Annotated in this window: 14 protein-coding genes and 2 pseudogenes; 6 read left to right on the top strand and 10 right to left on the bottom strand. The window is 73.1% G+C overall.

Annotated elements, in window-relative coordinates:
• The 5 genes and pseudogenes from SSNG_RS43045 to SSNG_RS23415 form a co-directional block, all read right to left on the bottom strand.
• Window positions 1-246, bottom strand: a pseudogene (locus tag SSNG_RS43045) (hypothetical protein); the annotation flags it as partial.
• Window positions 243-1,817 carry a DUF3492 domain-containing protein gene (locus SSNG_RS23430; RefSeq protein WP_050779713.1) on the bottom strand — a complete coding sequence of 525 codons (1,575 nt, stop codon included), beginning with the start codon at window positions 1,815-1,817 and terminating at the stop codon, window positions 243-245. The pseudogene SSNG_RS43045 and the gene SSNG_RS23430, both read right to left, overlap by 4 nt.
• Before the next feature lie 177 nt (window positions 1,818-1,994).
• Complete coding sequence (locus tag SSNG_RS23425; protein WP_007266382.1) at window positions 1,995-3,653, bottom strand: ABC transporter ATP-binding protein; 1,659 nt, start codon at window positions 3,651-3,653, stop codon at window positions 1,995-1,997.
• Window positions 3,650-4,642 (bottom strand): ABC transporter permease, encoded by a 993-nt coding sequence (locus tag SSNG_RS23420; protein ID WP_007266381.1) that lies wholly within the window; start codon window positions 4,640-4,642, stop codon window positions 3,650-3,652. The genes SSNG_RS23425 and SSNG_RS23420 overlap by 4 nt, the downstream gene beginning before the upstream one ends.
• On the bottom strand, window positions 4,639-5,541 hold the full coding sequence (locus SSNG_RS23415; RefSeq protein ID WP_128637112.1) for an ABC transporter permease: 903 nt from the start codon (window positions 5,539-5,541) through the stop codon (window positions 4,639-4,641). Before SSNG_RS23415 ends, SSNG_RS23420 begins: the two co-directional genes overlap by 4 nt.
• 269 nt (window positions 5,542-5,810) lie before the next feature.
• Here SSNG_RS23415 and SSNG_RS23410 point away from each other — a divergent pair, with 269 nt between their 5' ends.
• Entirely contained in the window at window positions 5,811-7,001 is a 1,191-nt protein-coding gene (locus tag SSNG_RS23410) for an RNA-guided endonuclease TnpB family protein (RefSeq protein ID WP_042801715.1), read from the top strand.
• 50 nt (window positions 7,002-7,051) lie between these two features.
• Here SSNG_RS23410 and SSNG_RS23405 read toward each other — a convergent pair whose 3' ends face one another.
• The 4 genes from SSNG_RS23405 to SSNG_RS23395 all read right to left on the bottom strand — a co-directional run bounded on the left by SSNG_RS23405 (window position 7,052) and on the right by SSNG_RS23395 (window position 11,532).
• Window positions 7,052-8,806 carry an ABC transporter substrate-binding protein gene (locus SSNG_RS23405; protein ID WP_007266378.1) on the bottom strand — a complete coding sequence of 585 codons (1,755 nt, stop codon included), beginning with the start codon at window positions 8,804-8,806 and terminating at the stop codon, window positions 7,052-7,054.
• A 198-nt stretch (window positions 8,807-9,004) separates the two neighbouring features.
• Window positions 9,005-9,100 carry an Ms4533A family Cys-rich leader peptide gene (locus SSNG_RS45335; RefSeq protein WP_312847459.1) on the bottom strand — a complete coding sequence of 32 codons (96 nt, stop codon included), beginning with the start codon at window positions 9,098-9,100 and terminating at the stop codon, window positions 9,005-9,007.
• Window positions 9,101-9,170: 70 nt separating this feature from the next.
• The gene (locus SSNG_RS23400) at window positions 9,171-10,532 is read right to left on the bottom strand and encodes a DUF3152 domain-containing protein (protein ID WP_007266377.1); all 1,362 of its coding nucleotides are present in this window, start codon (window positions 10,530-10,532) and stop codon (window positions 9,171-9,173) included.
• A 4-nt stretch (window positions 10,533-10,536) separates the two neighbouring features.
• A complete protein-coding gene (locus tag SSNG_RS23395; RefSeq protein ID WP_007266376.1) occupies window positions 10,537-11,532 on the bottom strand; it encodes an alpha/beta hydrolase in 996 nt (331 codons plus the stop codon).
• Window positions 11,533-11,664: 132 nt separating this feature from the next.
• Here SSNG_RS23395 and SSNG_RS23390 point away from each other — a divergent pair, with 132 nt between their 5' ends.
• The 4 genes from SSNG_RS23390 (at window position 11,665) to SSNG_RS23375 (ending at window position 13,467) form a co-directional block, all read left to right on the top strand.
• The gene (locus SSNG_RS23390) at window positions 11,665-11,880 is read left to right on the top strand and encodes a hypothetical protein (RefSeq protein ID WP_042801714.1); all 216 of its coding nucleotides are present in this window, start codon (window positions 11,665-11,667) and stop codon (window positions 11,878-11,880) included.
• Between the two features lie 168 nt (window positions 11,881-12,048).
• Entirely contained in the window at window positions 12,049-12,687 is a 639-nt protein-coding gene (locus SSNG_RS23385) for a TetR/AcrR family transcriptional regulator (RefSeq protein WP_007266374.1), read from the top strand.
• A 119-nt stretch (window positions 12,688-12,806) separates the two neighbouring features.
• A complete protein-coding gene (locus SSNG_RS23380) occupies window positions 12,807-13,037 on the top strand; it encodes a DUF3107 domain-containing protein (protein WP_007266373.1) in 231 nt (76 codons plus the stop codon).
• A 130-nt stretch (window positions 13,038-13,167) separates the two neighbouring features.
• Entirely contained in the window at window positions 13,168-13,467 is a 300-nt protein-coding gene (locus SSNG_RS23375; protein ID WP_042803994.1) for a hypothetical protein, read from the top strand.
• Window positions 13,468-13,671: 204 nt separating this feature from the next.
• Here SSNG_RS23375 and SSNG_RS23370 read toward each other — a convergent pair.
• A pseudogene (locus SSNG_RS23370) lies at window positions 13,672-14,432 on the bottom strand (ferritin-like fold-containing protein).
• 474 nt (window positions 14,433-14,906) lie between these two features.
• Here SSNG_RS23370 and SSNG_RS23365 point away from each other — a divergent pair.
• Window positions 14,907-16,427: DEAD/DEAH box helicase (locus SSNG_RS23365; RefSeq protein WP_042803992.1), on the top strand; the 1,521-nt coding region annotated here is incomplete at its 3' end.

Raw genomic sequence — 16,427 nt, 5'->3', positions numbered from 1 at the left:
CCGGTCGGTGATCCCGTGCGCCTCCAGCCCGGCGGCGATCTTCAACGGATCAACGGCCCGCTCACAGAGCTCCCGATGCCGGTGCAGCAACGCCTTGACGGGATCCCCGCCGCCCCGCCCACCCCGCCGCCCGGCGCCGGCGTCGGAGACTCCGGAAGATCCAGCCCCGCCGGCGTTCGAGGCGCTGGGGGCCGGGGGCAGAGCCCCCGGCAGCGGCGCCGCACCTGCGATGTCCGAGGTCGTCATGCCCGCTCCTCCGGAGCCGCCGCCCCGGCGACCCAGGGCCCGGGGACCACGGCCTCCGCCGGCAAGGCGAACGGCACCTCCCCCGCCCCCCGCGAGGAACCGACGGCCAGGAGCCGCAGGTAGCTCTCCCCGAAGGCCTCCACGTTCTGCTCGACGGTGAACAGCTCCAGCGCCCGCGCCCGGGCGGCGGCGCCCAGCCGCTGCGCCCGCTCGGGGTCCTCCAGCAGCGCGAGGCAGGCCTCGGCCAGCGCCCGCGGGTTGCGCGGCGGGACGACGAGCCCGGTGCCGCCGATGACCTCCCGTACGGCCCCCACGTCGGTGGAGACGGTGGCCCGGCCGCAGAACATGGCCTCGGCCAGGGTGATGGGGAAGCCCTCGATCACCGAGGACAGCAGTACGATCCGCCCGGCCCCGTACGCCTCGGCCGGCGAGGCCGCCTCCGGTCCGCCGATCTCCTCGAAGGTGACGGGGCTCTCCCCCACGGTCCGCGCGTCGGCGGCCTCGTCGGGGAAGAGCTGCGCGGCCAGCGAGCGGCAGTCGGACAGGTAGCCGGGGGCGGCGGCCGAGGCGAAGATCCGCAGCCGGGTGTGCGGGGCGGCCCGGCGGACCTCCGCGAAGGCGTGCAGGAGGGCGATCAGGTCCTTGGCCGGCTCGATCCGTCCGACCCACACCAAGGTGTCGGGGTCCCCCCGGTCGGGGTCCTCGCCGACGGCGGCGAATCGGTCCGCCTCCATGCCGGGGTAGACCGTCCGCAGCCGTTCCCGGGGGGCCCCGCAGCGCTCCTGCCAGCGGCGGGCGTGCGCGTTGCCGGGGGTGAGGAGGTCGGCGCGGGCGTAGATCTCCCCGGCGAGGCGGATGTGGAAGGCGGCGAGCAGGGCGCGTACCGCGGGCCGGGTGTCCTCGCGCTGATCCAGGTAGTGGGCGCGGAGCTGGACGCCGTACTCGGTGACCAGCAGCGGGACCCCGAAGAAGCGTTTGGCCAGCAGTCCGGGGACGGCCGCGACCCCGCCGGCGGCGGCGTGGCAGACGTCGGCCCGGCCGAGGCCCTCGTCCTCGTACCAGTCGAGGGACAGCGGCCGCAGGGCGCGCTCCAGTTCGTCGACGAACTCCAGCAGGTCGGGGACGCGCGCGGCCTGTACGGCGCGGCCCGCGCCGGGGGCGCGGCAGCCGGACTCGACCGCCCGGACGGCCGTCTCGGAGCGCAGGGCCGCGTACATCCCGCCCTGGTCGCGGGCGAGTTCGGCGAGCCCGTACAGTCCGGCGGCGAAGGTGTCGGCGTCCCCGGCGCAGATCCCCCGGACCAGCTCGGCGAAGCAGGCGGCGAAGTGCCGGCGCTCGCGGCGGGAGTACGTGCGCCCGTCGTCCGCGGGGGCCCACAGCGGGGCGGTGCGTACGCGGGTGACGTGCGGCGGGAGGGTGACCCGGCCGCTCTCCTCCTGTCCGGCGGTGCGGCTCAGCGCGTAGAGCTCGAACTCGTGCTGGGGCAGCCCGCGCACGAGCCGGTCGCACCAGAGCCTCGCCTCGCCCGCCGCATACGGATAACCACCTTCCGTGACCAGTCCGATCCGCACGAGTGGCACCCCCGATCTCCCGTTCCAGGCGGTCGCCGTCGGTCCGGCGACCCGCCGCGGGAGAACTCAAGCGGATGCGCCGGTGGCGCGACGGACGGTTGTCCGTCGCGCCACCGGAAGGGGTGAAGAGTCGTAACTTTCCCGTACGGTTCGCGTTCGAGCACGCTAAGAAGGGCGTTACGCGAAAGCCTCCTGACGTTCGCTCCGGCGTGCGGAGCGGCGTTCCGCGGCGAGCGCGGGATCGAGCGCCGGGACGGCGTCGAGGAGCTGTCGCGTGTACGCGTGGGCCGGCCGGCCGTACACCTCCTCCACCGGGCCCTCCTCGACGACCACGCCGCCGCGCATGACGGCGACCCGGTCGCTGACCTGGCGGACCACCGCGAGGTCGTGCGCGATGAAGACGAGCGCGATGCCGAGCTCCCGCTGGAGTTCCGCGAGCAGTTCGGTGACCTGCGCCTGGGTGGTGACGTCGAGGGCGGAGACCGGCTCGTCGCAGACGATGAGCCGGGGGCGCGGGGCCAGGGCGCGGGCGATGCCGACGCGCTGGCGCTGGCCGCCGCTGAACTCGTGCGGGTAGCGGTCGTAGTGGGCGGGCTCCAGGCCGACGCGGGTCAGGAGCCCGTCGACGCGGGCGCGGATGGCGGTCTCGTCGCGTTCTCCGGCGGCGCGCAGCGGGTCGGCGATGGACTCTCCGACGGAGCGGCGCGGGTTGAGGGAGGAGACGGGGTCCTGGAAGACCATCTGGGCGCCGCCGGCGATGCCGGAGACCTCGGTCCCGGCGTGGCGGACCTGTCCCGAGGTGGGCTCCAGCAGTCCGACGAGCATCCGGCCGAGGGTGCTCTTGCCGCTGCCGGACTCGCCGACGATGCCGAGGGTCTCGCCGGCGCGTACGGCGAGGGAGACCCCGGCGACCGCGCTGACCCCGCTCCGGCCGCGGCCGAAGTCCCGGCGCAGGCAGATGGCTTCGACGACGGGTGTCCCCGGGTCCGGCTCGGGCGCGCCGCGGCCCGCGACGACCCGGAGCCGGGGGGTGCGGGGGGCGTCCAGGCGGGGTACGGCGGCCAGCAGGTCCCGGGTGTAGGGGGCCCGGGGGGCGGCGAGGACCTGGTGGACCGGGCCCCGTTCGACGGCGGCGCCGTCCCGCATGACCAGCAGTTCGTCCACGCTCTCCGCCGCGACGCCGACGTCGTGGGTGACCAGCAGCAGGCCGAGGCCGTGCTCCTGGCGCAGTCCGTGCAGGAGGTCCAGGATCTGGGCCTGGACGGTGACGTCGAGGGCGGTGGTCGGCTCGTCGGCGATCAGCAGCCGGGGTTCGCAGGCCAGGGCCATCGCGATGAGCGCGCGCTGGCGCATGCCGCCGCTGAACTCGTGGGGCCGGGCGCGGGAGCGGCGTGCCGCGTCGGGGATGCCGACCCGGTCCAGGACCTCGACGGCCCGGGCGCGGGCGGCCCGGCGGGAGGCGGTGGTGTGGACGCGGTACACCTCGGCGATCTGGTCGCCGACGGCGTGGTAGGGGTCGAGGGAGCTGAGGGGGTCCTGGAAGACCATGGCGGCGGTCCCGCCGCGCAGGGCGCGCAGCTGCGCCGGGCCGGCGTCGGCCAGGTCGGTGCCGTCGACGCGGACGGTGCCCGTCAGGCGGGCTCCGGTGCCGTGGTGCAGGCCGAGGAGGGCGGCGGCGACGGTGGACTTGCCGCTGCCGGACTCGCCGACGATGCCCAGGGCGCGGCCCGCTTCCAGGGTGAAGGAGATCCCGTCGACGGCGCGTACGTACTGGCCGGGGCCGCCGACCGGGAAGTCGACGACGAGGCCGGTGACGTCCACGAGCGGGCCGGTCATACGAGGGCCACCCTTCGGTCGGAGAGGGCGTGGAGCAGTTCGGCGAGGACGCCGGCGATGACGACGGCGGCGCCGATGGCGAGGACGACGCCGACGACGACGGGCAGGTCCACGACCCGGACGGCGTCGATGAGGGTCTTGCCGAGGCCGGGGATCCCGAAGAGGGACTCGGTGAGCACGGCGCCTCCGATCAGGGTGCCGAAGTCCACGGCGCTGAGGGCGATCACGGGTCCGAGGGCGCCGCGCACGGCGTGCCGGGTGACGATGGCGCGTTCGCCGACGCCGTAGGCGCGGAAGGTGCGGATGTGGTCCTCGGCGAGGGTCTCCAGGGTGGAGCTGCGGGTGAGGCGCGCGTACTTGGCGCTTTCGAACAGGCCCAGCGTCACCCAGGGCAGCAGCAGGTTCCAGGCCCACTGTTCGGGGTCCTCGCCGAAGGGCACGTACGTCGGGAAGGGCAGCCAGCGCAGGTAGGCGCAGACGGTCATGAGCAGCAGCAGCCCGAGGATGAAGACGGGGGTGCCGGTGCCGGCGAGGGTGAGCACGGTGAGCGCCCGCTCGGTCGCCCCGCCGCGCCGCAGTGCGGAGAGGAGGCCGGTGCCGACTCCGACGACGAGCCAGATGACGAGGGCGCCGAGGGCGAGCGAGAAGGTGGCGGGCAGCCGCTCCAGGAGCAGCTGGGTGACCTCCCGGTCGGTCTGGTACGAGAAGCCGAGGCAGGGGGCGTCGCAGTGCAGGGCGATCCCGGCGCCGGCGGAGTAGTCCCGGCCGGCCAGGAGTCCTTCCAGGAAGCGCAGGTACTGGGTGACGGCGGAGTCGTTCAGCCCGAGCTGTTCGCGCACCTGGGCGATCTGCTGCGGGTTGCAGCGTTCTCCGCAGGCGAGGCGGGCGGGGTCGCCGGGGGCGAGGTAGAAGAGGGCGTAGACGACGACGGACAGGGCGAGCAGCACGAACAGTGCCCCGCCGGCGCGTTTGAGCACGAACCGGGTCACGGCTTGCGCTCCTTTCCGGTACCGACCCGCAGGCGCGAGGTCTCGCGCGGGTCGAGGGCCGAGCGGACCGCGTCGCCGAGGACGGTGAAGGCGAGCACGGTGACGAAGAGCAGCCCGGCGGGGAGCAGGACGTAGGCGGGGTCGGCGCGGAACCAGGTCTGTGCGCCGGAGAGCATCTGGCCCCAGGAGGGGGTGGGCGGTTTGACCCCGACGCCGAGGAAGGACAGGGAGGCCTCGGCGACGATGGCGGTGGGGACCTTGATCGCGGCGAGGGTGATGACGGGTGCGGCCAGGGAGGGCAGCAGTTCGCGGCGGGCGACGCGCAGGGGTCCCCAGCCGGAGAGCCGGGCGGCTTCGACGAAGTCGAGGCCGCTGAGGGCGAGGGTCTGGGAGCGGACCATGCGGGCGGTGCCGCCCCACTCGAAGAGGCCGATGACGAGGACCAGGAGCAGCGGCCGGGGGAAGGCGGGCGGGACGACGGCGGTGAGGGCGATGGCGATCACCAGCATGGGCAGGGCGATCATCACGTCGGTGAAGCGGCCGATGAGCTGTCCGACGTAGCGGTTGCCGAGCGCGGCGGCGATCCCGACGCTCACCCCGACGGCCATCTGGACGGCGACCGCGCCGAGGGCGACGAGCAGGGAGACGCGGGCGCCGTAGAGGAGCCGGGTGAACAGGTCGCGGCCGGTGCCCGGTTCGACGCCGAGCCAGTGGTCGGCGGAGATCCCGCCGAAGGAGCCGAGGGGGACGCCGCCGCGCGCCGAGTCGACGAGGTCGTCGTGGTAGGCGTTCGGGTCCTGTCCGGTGAGCTGGGCGAGGAGGGGCGCGGCGAGGGCGAGGAGGACGAGGAGGGCCAGGACGGGCGGCGGCCGCGAGCGCCGGAGGGGGGGCCGGCGCAGCCTCCGCCAAGACCCTGGCCGGCGGCGCCGCCGGCCGGGGCGGGGGCCCCGGCCGCCGGCGCCGGCTGGTCGAGGAGCAGGGTCACTTGATTTCTCCCAGGATGCCCCGGCCTTCGGGCCGGGGTGGGGGTACCTCCCGCTTGCGGAAGAGGATGGGTCCCCGGACTGGAGGCGTTGAGCGCCGGAGTCCTGTGCGCATCTGTTCTGACCTGCGCTCTCTTTCGTTGTCAGTGGGGGCTGTTAGGTTCCGGAGCGTGACGACGACAGTGATGGCCGAGCGGAGTTCCGGGCATGTCCGGTACACCTTCAGGCTGCGCGTGTCGTCCACGGCGCTCGCCCGGCTGGACGCGGAGTGGGCGCGGTGCCGGTGGGTGTGGAACGAGTGCGTGGCGATGTCTCGCAAGGTCCACGAGCACAACCGGGCCACGGGTGAGACCGCGACATGTGGTCCGGCGCAGCTCGACAGGCTGCTGACCGGGGCCCGGCAGTCGATGGCGTGGCTGAGGGAAGGCAGTTCGGTTCCGCAGCAGCAGGTCATCCGGGACTTCGCCAAGTCCCGCGCCAAAGCGCTGAAGGACGCCAAGGCGAAGCTGCCGGTGCGGCAGCGGGCCGGGATGCCTCGTATCAAGCGCAAGCGCGAGGCCGCGCCTTCGCTGAACTACACACAGCGCGGTTTCCGGATCAAGGACGGCCGTCTGCACCTGGCCGGCGGGATCGCACTGACGGTGGTGTGGTCCCGCGGACTGCCTTCGGCTCCCTCGTCGGTGCGGGTGTACCAGGACGGCCTCGGCCACTGGTACGCGAGCTTCGTCGCGGTGGCTCCGGTCGAGCCGCTGCCCGCCACGGGCCGGGCCATCGGGATCGACTGGGGCGTGAAGGAGACCGCCACCACCACCTCCGATGCCCACGACCTGCCGCACGCACAGCACGGCAGGACTGCCGCGCAGAGGCTTGGCCGCTACCAGCGGATGATGGCGCGCCGAGCCACACCGAGGAACCGGCCCGACAGTGCCGGGTACCGCAAGGCACGCAAGGCGGCCGCGAAGGTGTCGAAGAAGATCGCCCGTCAGCGGACCGACACCGGCCGCAAGTGGGCCAAGGCCGTCGTCCGCGACTTCGACCACATCGCCGTGGAGGACTTCCGGCCGAAGTTCCTGGCGAAGACCAGCATGGCCCGCAAGGCGGCCGACGCCGCGATCGGCACGGTCAAGACGGCGCTGGTCGAAATGGGCCGCAAGTACGGGCGTACGGTGCATCTGGTCCACCCCGCGCACACCACCATGGACTGCGCGCAGTGCGGAGCGAGAGCCAAGCACGCACTACCTCTTTCCGAGAGAACCTGTACGTGCACCGCGTGCGGAGCCGTGTCCCCCAGGGACAAGAACTCCGCCCGCGTGATGCTCGTCCGGGCTGGTCTCAACCCGGCTGGTGCCGATCTTGTAAGACCCGCCACCTGCTAGGTGCCAGGCGAAGTGAGCCAGGAATCCCCTCCCTCCAGGGAGGGGAGGTTTCAATTGACCGCGACCTGCGAGATGTCGAGGACGCCGGTCCAGTCGCTGATGACGACGTTCTTGACGTCCTTACCGACGAGCCGCTTGTAGACGGGGTGGAAGAGGGGGACGGCGAGGGCCTGCTCGCCGATCTTCTTGTCGAGGGCGCCCCAGCGCTTGCCGGCGGCGGCGAGGTCGGTGAGCTTGGCGATCTCGTCGATCTCGGTGTTCACGGCCGGGTCGTTGAGCTGGGCGTGGTTGTAGTTGGAGCCGTTGGTGACGATCTGGCGGCCGTCGTAGATCGGCGCGAGGAAGGGGCCGCCGGAGGGCCAGTCGGCGCCCCAGCGGGAGAGGAAGAAGCCGGGGGTGTTCTTGGCGTCCCAGCGGCGCTCGTTGAAGGCGTTGTTCTCCAGGCCTTCGAGCTTGACGGTGATCCCGGCGGCGGCGAGGCCCTGCTGGACGGCGGTGGCGACCTCGGGGCCGGTCTGGCGGTTCTGTGCGTTGGAGTGGGTGAGGGTGATGGTGAGCCCGTCGGGGTGGCCGGCCTCCTTCAGCAGCTGCCTGGCCTTGGCCGGGTCGCCGGTCTTGCCGGCGGGGAAGTGGTCGTAGGGGGTGAAGCCGAAGGCCTCGCGCTCGGGCAGGAAGGTGGTGGCCGGCTCGGCCAGCGCGGAGCCGCCGGCCGCGTTGATCACGCTGGTGCGGTTGATCGCGTACGAGATGGCCTGGCGGACCTTCGGGTTGTCGAAGGGGGCGACCTTCGGGTTGAAGGCGAGGTAGTTGACGTAGCCGAAGTGGCCGGTGCCGACGCGGCCCGCGAGTTCCTTGTTGTCGCCGATCTGGGCGAGTTCGGCGGGGCCGAGGTTGGTGTCGGTGGTGACGGCGGCGGCGTCGGGGCCGGAGCTGGTGGTCAGCCGCTGGTTGACGACGGCGGCGTCGAGGCCGGAGCGGACGTCGATCCTGTCCGGGTAGGCCTTGCGCTCCTCGTCGGTCCGGGAGTCCCAGTGCTCGTTGCGTTCCAGGAGCAGGGTCTCGCCGTCGCCGGTGTTCTTGACGACCTTGTAGGGGCCGGAGGAGACGGGGTGCTCCTCGTACTTGGTGCCGGTGTCCTTGGCCTTGGGGACGGGGGCGAACTGCGTCTGGGTGGCGAGGAAGGGGAACTCGCCTTCGGGCTTGCGGAGTTTGAAGACGATGGTCTTGGCGTCGGGGACCACGATGGAGTCGAGGCCCTTGCCGCCGTCCTTGTACGGGCCCTCGTAGGTCTCCCCGCCGACCAGCCAGTCGCGCAGGTAGGGGGCGCCGCCGGAGAGTTCGGCGGCGAAGGAGCGCTCGATGCCGTACTTGATGTCGGCGGTGGTGATGGGGCTGCCGTCCTCGTACTTCAGCCCGTCCTTGAGGGTGTACGTCCATTCCGTGGCGTCGGCGTTGGGCCGGCCGGTGTCGGTGGCCAGGTCGGGCACGACCTTGGCTCCGGCCGGGCCGTCCTCGCGGTTGCGGGTGGTGAGGGTGCGGAAGACCAGCGAGGGGACGTTTCCGCCGCCCGAGGTGTAGAGCCGGGCCGGGTCGAAGTCGTTCTGCGGCTCGGTGTTGAGGACGGTGAGGGTGCCGCCCTTCTGCGGGGTCCCGGCGGCGCCGGGCTTGCCGGAGTCGCCGCCGGCCTTGCCCGCCGCGTCCTCGGGCCCGCACGCCGCGGCGCCCCCGGCCAGGACGAGGCTGACGGTGACCGCGGCGATGCGGCGCGATATGCGGGACTGGCGGGATGAACCGGCGGAAAGCATGGGGAAACGGGACCTCTCGGCGTGGAAGGGGATACGTCGGGAGCCACGCGAGGACGGCGTCCGGCATCACCACGGCGCACAGAGCGCCGGGAGGACCGGGAACTGGGAACGAGAAGCCGCGCCCGCGGGCAGGGGAAGTGCCCGGGCGCGGCGGAACCGAGGAGGAAGAAAGGGTGGTCGCGCGCTCAGGACAGGGCGTCAGCGACAGAAGATGTCGGCCACGCTGTGCGCGGCCACACCGAGGAGCGCCAGCTCTATGGCGGCGCTCGCGGCGGAGGTGTGGCGGTGCGACATGCGGAGAACAATTACCGATCACCGGACGGCTTGTCAACGGAGGAACAAGCCGCCCGACCGCACCCTTCGGTCAACTCCCCGGGTACACCCAGGGGTTGGGCTTGCAGCGGATGCCGTCGATGTCGAGGGACTTCGTCTGCTGCTGCATGATCGGCGCGAGGGCGCCCGGGGTCTGGCAGCTGACGTGGCCGTGCCCGAGCCGGTGCCCGACCTCGTGGTTGATGAGCATCTGCCGGTAGGCGAGCATCTGGTCGGCGCCGTAGGTCTGCGAGCCCTGGCCCCACCGGAACGCGTTGATCATCACGCGCTCCGTGGACGCGGAGTCGCAGGAGACGTTGTCGATCGTGGTGTCGAGCCCGGACTTGGCGCACCAGACGCCGGTGGTCCCGGGGCTGGCCAGGGTGATCACGAACTCGGCCTCGCCGCCCGGCACCCGCTCGAACGTCATCGCGTCGCCGTGGGCCCAGCTGCGCGGGTCGTTGAGGGTGCGCTGCACGGCGTCCGCGAACAGCTGCGCGTCCATGCCGAGGCCCTGCTCCACGTCGACCCGGTAGCGCACCTTCTTCCCCTTGCCCGGGGCCTTGGCGACACCGGGCACCGTGTCGAAGGCGCCCGGGCCGGTGAGCTTGGCGTCGATGGGCAGCTGCTGCGCCATCTGCTGCTCGTACGTCGCCGGCTGCGCGGCCGCGGCCGGCGGGACGGAGGGGGTGGCGCGGCCGTCGGAGCGGGAGGCCGGGGAGCTGTCGGTCTGGGTGCGCTTCGGGGCGTCGTCCCCGGCGGCACGGGCGGCGGTGTCGGAGTCGGAGTCGGCGGCGACCTGTCCGGCGACGACGACGGCGAGCACGGTGGTGACGGCCGCCGCGGCCATCCCGGTGTACGTACGGATCTTCGCGCCGCGGCCGCCCCCGGGCGCGTCGGCGGCCGCCTCGGGTCTGCGGGGGCCGGGCACCCGGCGGTGCGAGCCGGTCGAGGTGAAGGGGTCGCGCGGGGCGGGCTCGGCACCGGCGACCGCCACCGGGGTTCCGTGGGCCGGGGTGTCGGTGCGCGGGACCGCGGCCGGGGCGGCGGTGGCAGCGCGGGGGGTGCCGCGCCAGTCCCCGTAGACGGCGGCGGGGGCGGGGGCGGTGCCCCAGCCGCCGCCGCCCTCCCGGTGCTCGGGGTGGCCGACGGGGCGGCCGACGGGGCGGGCGCCGTGCGGGGGCACGTACCCCTGGTGGACGACGGTCGGCTCGACCGACGGGCGCGTACCGCCCTGCGGGGACCCGGGGTACGGGGCGGGCGCGGGCTCGTACGGGTCGGGGGCGTACAGCCCGTCCCCGTAGGGGTCGGCCGCGTACCCCTGCGGCTCGTACGGCGGCTGCGGCTCGTACCGCGCCTCGGGCTCCGGCTGCGGACGGACCGGGGCCGGCGCCTTGCGACTATGTCGTCCCACGTCCTCAGCCCTTGCCGTCTTCGGTACTTCGGTCGGTTTCCCGCCCGGCGGTGTCGCGCAGCAGCTCCTGGAAGGCCGCGGCCACCACCTCGGGGTACTCCATCATCGCGACGTGCCCGGCCTCGGGCAGGCACAGCAGCCGCGAGCCGCGGAAGTGCGCGGCGGCCTTGCGCGCCATACGGTACGAGACCAGTCGGTCGCGCCCACCGTAGACGAGGAGGGTCGGCGCGAGCACGCGCTGCGCCTGGCGCCACAGTCCGTGTTGCCCGCCGAGGGTGTACGCGTCGACGATCCCCCGCGAGGAACGGGTCATCGCGTCCCAGAAGTACGGCAGCGCCATGCGCCGCTCCATCTCCTCGACGGCGGCGCGGAAACCCTCCGCCGTCACCCGTGAGGGGTCCCCGTAACAGAGGTCCGTCACTCCCCTGGTGCGCTGTTCGGCCGTCAGCCCGACCGTGAGCCGCCCGAACAGGGCGGCCACGCCCGGCAGCGCCAGCAGCGCGGTGGGCACGGCCGACTTCTGCACGCGCAGCTCCGGCAGCGCGGGCGAGACGAGCGTCAGGGTCCGCACCAGGTCGGGCCGGACGGCGGCGACGCGGGTGGAGACGGCCCCGCCGAGGGAGTTGCCGAAGAGGTGCACCGGGCCCCGCCCGGCGGCGTCAAGGTGACGGATGACGGCGCGGGCGAGCGCGGTCACCGAGTACAACCGGTCGGCGGGCGGCGGGGACCAGCCGAAGCCCGGCAGGTCCAGGGCCTCGCCGTCGACGGTGCCGGCGAGCCGCTGCATGAGCTCCGACCAGTTCTGGGAGGAACCGCCGAGTCCGTGCACGAACAGCGCGGGCGGCAGGCCCTCCCGCAGCGGTGGCCGGAAACGTACGTTCATTTCCAGGCCCGGCAGCGCGACGGTGCGCAGCTGCTCCCCCTCGGCCACCCGGACGGCACCCACCTGGGAGGCCGCTTCGGCGGTGGACCGTACGCCCGGCGGCTCGGTCGAAGACATGGGCCAATGTTACGAGACGATCACGCCGGGCCCCTTGCGTTCCCTTGTGTTCGCGGTCACAGGACCGTCTGGCGTCGCACTCCCGATCCTCCTAGGCTCGTAGTGAGTACGAGCGAAGGCGAGGGGAGCGGAATGACTGTCGACCCCGCGGAACCGGACACTTTCCGGGAACAGATCCAGGAGTCACTCGACGCCGAGGCTCCGGAGGCGGACGCCGCCGAGCAGCACATCGATATCCAGCCGCAGGAGGACGACCCGGTCGTCGACCTGGATCCGGGGGAGGCCCCGGAGGCGGACGCCGCCGAGCAGGCCCGGGTGGTCCCGCTGGACGAGGAGGACTACCGCTGACCGCCCCCGCCGCCGCTCCGACGGGCGCTGACCAGCGTGTCAGGCATGTGTCCAAGCGGTCCGTACCGCGAGAAAACTCGGCTTGAACCCACCAGATTCGGTTACCGAAAAGTACGATGGCGGCGCGGCGCAGAGCGCACTGTGTTCTTAGAGAAAGTGGGAGGCGGCGTGACAGCCATCGAGCAGACCGAGGCAGCGCGTCCGCGGGGTACGCGGCTGCCGCGCCGTGCCCGGCGCAACCAGCTGCTGGGCGCGGCCCAGGAGGTTTTCGTCGCGCAGGGCTACCACGCGGCGGCGATGGACGACATCGCCGAGCGGGCCGGCGTCAGCAAGCCGGTGCTGTACCAGCACTTCCCCGGCAAGCTCGACCTGTACCTCGCCCTGCTGGACCAGCACTGCGAGAACCTGCTGCAGGCGGTGCGCGGGGCGCTGGAGTCCACGAGCGACAACAAGCTCCGCGTGGCGGCGACCATGGACGCCTACTTCGCGTACGTGGAGGACGAGGGCGGGGCGTTCCGGCTGGTCTTCGAGTCGGACCTGACGAACGAGCCGGCGGTGCGCGAGCGCGTCGACCGGGTCTCGCTCCAGTGCGCCGAGGCCATCTCGGACGTGATCGCCGAGGACACCGGCCTGTCGAAGGACGAGTCGATGCTCCTCGCGGTGGGTCTGGGCGGGGTCTCGCAGGTCGTGGCCCGGTACTGGCTCTCCAGCGAGAGCCCGGTGGCCCGCGACACCGCGGTGGGGCTGCTGACCTCGCTGGCCTGGCGCGGCATCGCCGGTTTCCCGCTGCACGGCACGGAGGCCTGACCGGCGCTGTTCGCTGCGAGCGTGTCCGCCGCGAGCCGATCGTGTCCCCTCTCCGGGCTAATGTGGACCGGGTACGGCGCGGCTGATCGCGCGAACCGGACCGTCGGAGGGACAAAGCCGTGGAGGTCAAGATCGGCGTGCAGCACGCACCCCGGGAGATCGTGCTGGAGAGCGACCTGAGCGCCGAGGAGCTGGAGGCCGTCGTGGCCGCCGCGCTGTCCGGCAAGGCGCCGCTGCTGAGCCTGACCGACGTCAAGGGCCGCAAGGTCCTCGTGCCGTCCGACCGCCTGTCGTACGTCGACCTGGGCGAGCCGAGCGTGCGCAAGGTCGGTTTCGGGGCGGCGCTTTAACGCTCTTCGAGGCATCGAGCAGCGAAGGAAACGGCCCGGCGGATGGTTCCGCCGGGCCGTTTCCCTTTCTTCCGCTTCGGGTAGGACCGCAGTGACCCGGTTCGCCCTGACGCATGGGAGTGACCAGATGCTGCTGATGGAGGCGCTCGGCTCCGGTCTGCTCGGCCTCGCTCTGGCCGGCACCGCCTCGCGGGTCCTCGCGGCGCGGCTGCCCTCCACCAGAACGGTGCTGGTCAGCGGCGTGGTCGGGGCCCTGTTCGGGGCGTACCTGACGCACATGTCGCTGGGTCCGGGGCACAACACCCTGTTCGCGACGCTGCTGGGCGGCGTCGGCGTCTCGGCCGTCGTCCTGTCCCTGCTGCTGCGTCCCGCCGCCGGTTCCGGGAGGTCCCCCCGGCGCACTCCGTTTTCGCTGTCGTCGGGGGGCTGAGCGGGGCTCGCGCCGCGCTGGAGCCGCGCGCGCGGGGCGGCGCCGTCCGGGGTGAGTCCGGGACGGCCCGCGCGGGCGTTGCGCGGCTTGCCCGGCAGGCCGGGGTCCGGCCGCGACGGCCTGCCGCCGGCCGGGAGCCCGAGCACGGCGGGGCCGGGGGAAGCACCCCCGACCCACGTGGTCCCGTGAACGCTCGGCCAGGGCCTACGCGGCGAGGCCCAGGGCCGCCATGCGCTTGGTGTGCGCCTTCGTGATCCGGGTGAACATCTCGCCGACGGCCGCCAGGTCGAAGCCCGCCGCCATCCCGTCGACGCCGCCGACCAGCATGGTCAGACAGCGCGTCGCGCTCGGCGACCACCCGCTGCGCCTGCGAGAGGGCCTCGCCCCATCAGCCGGCGGGCCCACAGCGCGAGCCGGCCGCCGCAGCGCGGGTCGGCCTCGATCGCGGCGCGGACCTTCTCGACGGCGAAGCCGCCGTGGCCGGTGTCGTCGAGGACGCCGACGACCAGGGCGCGGGTGTCGGTGTCGAGGTGGGTGGCGACCTCACGGTAGAAGTCGCTGGCGATCGAGTCGCCGACGTAGGCCTTGACCAGGCCCTCCAGCCAGTCGGAGGGGGCGGTCTGGCGGTGGAAGTCGTCCACGCCCTTGGCGAAGGGCTCCATCGCGGCGGTCGGCTCGGCGTCGATGGCCGCGAGGCGGTCCCGGAGCCGCTCGAAGTGGTGGAATTCGGCGGAGGCCATCTTCGCCAGCTCGGCCTTGTCACCCAGGCTGGGCGCGAGCTTCGCGTCCTCCGCGAGGCGCTCGAAGGCCGCGAGCTCCCCGTACGCCAGCGCGCCGAGCAGGTCCACGACGGCGGCCCGGTACTGGGGGGAGGCGGAGGCCGTCGCCCAGTCCTGGGCGGCGATGCCCTGCGGCTGCTCCTGGGCGTCGTCGTCGGCGGGAGATGCGTTTTCTACGGTCGACATGCTCCGCACAATAGCCCGCTCAAAGCCCCTACAAGTCACCACACCTGAGCACTGTCGGCCCCGGTAAACACGCCTACCTGGTGAATTCACCCGACACACCTGCGCGATTCCGGGGTACAGTGGTAATGCGCCTGCCGACTACTCGGCGGGCCATCCGAATGAGGATGCCCGGTCGGTGGCCCGATCGGCTCCACCCGACCGCCCTCTGTGTGGTGGTGCGTCCATGCGCACCGATCCGCACGAGGGGCCCCCTCAGCGGCAGAAGCGCTTGAGCGAAGGCCAGTGGTCCCGCGCAGCTTTGTATGTACACAGCAGTACTGCAAGCCCGGCACGGTAGGACCCCCCTCGCCGCCTCGCGCCGCGTCTCACAGAAGAGGCAGCACCCTGACTACGTTCCGAGAACTCGGGATCTTTCCCGAGACCGCCGAGGCCCTCGAAGCCGTCGGCATCGTGTCCCCCTTCCCGATCCAGGAGATGACCCTCCCCGTCGCCCTCTCCGGCACGGACGTCATCGGCCAGGCGAAGACCGGAACCGGCAAGACGCTCGGTTTCGGCCTTCCGCTGCTGGAGCGGGTCGTCGTCCCCGCGGACGTCGAGGCCGGCCGGGCCAGGCCCGACCAGCTGACCGACTCCCCGCAGGCCCTCGTGGTGGTTCCGACCCGCGAGCTGTGCACCCAGGTCACCAACGACCTGCTGACCGCGGGCAAGGTCCGCAACGTCCGCGTCCTCGCCATATACGGCGGCCGCGCGTACGAGCCGCAGGTCGAGGCCCTCAAGAAGGGCGTCGACGTGATCGTCGGCACCCCGGGCCGCCTGCTGGACCTGGCCGGGCAGAAGAAGCTCGACCTGTCCCGCGTCAAGGCCCTCGTCCTGGACGAGGCCGACGAGATGCTCGACCTGGGCTTCCTGCCCGACGTCGAGAAGATCATGAACCTGCTGCCCGCGAAGCGCCAGACGATGCTGTTCTCGGCGACCATGCCGGGCGCGGTCATCGGCCTGGCCCGCCGCTACATGTCGCAGCCGACGCACATCCGCGCCGTCTCCGAGGACGGCGAGGGCGCCACCGTCGCCAACATCACGCAGCACGTCTTCCGCGCGCACAACATGGACAAGCCGGAGCTCGTCTCCCGCATCCTGCAGGCCGAGGGCCGCGGACTCGCCATGATCTTCTGCCGCACCAAGCGCACGGCCGCCGACATCGCCGAGCAGCTGGAGCGGCGCGGCTTCGCCTCCGGCGCCGTCCACGGCGACCTGGGCCAGGGCGCCCGCGAGCAGGCGCTGCGCGCGTTCCGCAACGGCAAGGTCGACGTGCTGGTGTGCACCGACGTCGCCGCCCGCGGCATCGACGTCGAGGGCGTGACCCACGTCATCAACTACCAGACGCCCGAGGACGAGAAGACCTTCCTGCACCGCGTGGGCCGCACCGGCCGCGCGGGCAACAAGGGCACCGCCGTCACCCTGGTCGACTGGGACGACATCCCGCGCTGGCAGCTGATCAACAAGGCGCTGGAGCTCGACTTCCACGAGCCCGAGGAGACGTACTCCACGTCCCCGCACCTGTACGAGCAGCTGAACATCCCGGCCGGCACCAAGGGCATCCTGCCGCGCGCCGAGCGCACGCGGGCCGGCCTCAAGGCCGAGGAGCTGGAGGACCTGGGCGAGACCGGCGGGCGCGGTGGCCGTGGCGGCCGCGGCGCCGCTGCCGCCGCCGTGGTGACGGAGGAGCGCCCCGCGCGCACCCGTACGCCGCGCCAGCGCCGCCGCACCCGTGGCGGTAGCGAGCTGGGCGACGGGGCGGGCGTCGAGTCCGCGGCCGTGGCCGTGGCTCCTGCCGCCGAGGCCCCTGCCGCCGAGGTTCCCGCCGCCGACGAGCCGCGCCGCCCGCGCCGCCGCCGGACCCGCGTGACCGCTTCCACCGTCGCCGCCGCGGCCGAGGCCGCCGTGGCCGAGGCGCCGGTGGCGGTCTCCGCCCCGGTCGCGGAGATCGTGGTCGAG

Origin of the sequence: Streptomyces sp. C, from assembly GCF_000158895.1 — a bacterium.
GTDB classification, from domain to species: Bacteria; Actinomycetota; Actinomycetes; order Streptomycetales; family Streptomycetaceae; genus Streptomyces; species Streptomyces racemochromogenes.
Note: the sequence above shows the minus strand (reverse complement) of the source record. Positions and strands in the feature narration are given on the sequence as shown.